2 protein-coding genes are annotated in these 1168 nt (G+C 41.4%); both read right to left on the bottom strand.

Features of this window, described 5'->3' with window-relative positions; genetic code table 11:
* A partial coding sequence (locus R7P72_RS25190) for a hypothetical protein (protein WP_318110985.1) occupies nt 1-323 on the bottom strand: 323 nt, incomplete at its 3' end.
* A gap of 112 nt (nt 324-435) precedes the next feature.
* Nucleotides 436-1083: a class I SAM-dependent methyltransferase gene (locus R7P72_RS25185; RefSeq protein WP_318110984.1), complete on the bottom strand. Its 648-nt coding sequence runs from the start codon at nt 1081-1083 to the stop codon at nt 436-438.
* Nucleotides 1084-1168: the final 85 nt, after the last annotated feature.

Genomic DNA, 1168 nt, shown 5'->3' with positions numbered 1-1168 from the left:
ATCATCATTGGTTTTCCAAGCTGATCTTGCTGGACAAAGAGCGTGGTTTTTAACTCACGACTTGAGTGACGAGATTTGCTTTTGCGAACCACAAGCACATCAACAACGTAATCCGAATATTCCTTAATCACGGAGCCTGAGAGTTCGATGATTTCCTCATCATTGTCTTCAACGACGTCAAATCCTCGATCAACCTGTATCGGTGCTGAAACCGAGGTTTGTCCATAGTTTAAAACCGCACTTTGAGGCTCTTCAAGCTGTGAAGCAACACTAGTAAAGGCAATAAAACACGTTGCCCATAACGCTTTGGATATTATTTTCATTAGTATTTTTCTGATTTCCGGCAAGCAAATAGAAATAAAGACCTTAGATAAGAGTTTGATAAATAGTTAATAATGGCTATCTAAGGCGTGACTGGAAACAATACCGATTTCATTACGAATAAACAACTTTTACAGCATGTATAGTAATGTGATTTATCTCATCTCGTTCGTAGACGTTTGCAGTAACCACACGAAAGCCTGACTGTTCTAGTTCCGTAATCAAAGATTGTTGTGAACATACATGTCGATAAACATGGTCATTTTTGGTGATTTCGTAGCTATTACTGTCTTTGGCACACAAGCTGCTCACAAAGAAAACGCCATTTTCAACCAAAGAATTATAGATATGACCTAGAAAAGTATTCCGATCTTCACCAATGATGCAGTGTAAACAGTTTCCGTCGATCACCACATCATAGATCTCTGGAATCTCAAGCGTTTTCTCGGTCAAGTCCGCAACGTAAAACGCCCCTTGATTGCCAGTATCTCTCGCTTTTTCTTTTGCCCAAGATATGGCAGTCGGTGAAATATCAATACCTGTTACTTCAAAGCCTAATTTAAAAAATGCTCGACAGTGATGCCCTTCGCCGCAGCCAACTTCCAAGAGTTTGCCAAAAGTCGGAGCTCCTTCTAGCTCAGTAAAGCGCTGAACAAGAATGGCTTGCGATATGCGCTCATTGCCTCCCCATCCTTCCCAGCCCTCTTTTCGGGCTTGAACATACATATCCTCGTGGACATGGTAGTTTGCTTTCATATTCATCCTTGATAACTCCTTGCGTTAAAGCACTATCGACCAATCAATACATCACGGGTTGTACGACTCAACATGTTCATGCACTGCGTGC

The organism is Vibrio sp. Vb0888 (assembly GCF_033338835.1).
Taxonomy (GTDB): domain Bacteria; phylum Pseudomonadota; class Gammaproteobacteria; order Enterobacterales; family Vibrionaceae; genus Vibrio; species Vibrio alginolyticus.
Note: the sequence above shows the minus strand (reverse complement) of the source record. Positions and strands in the feature narration are given on the sequence as shown.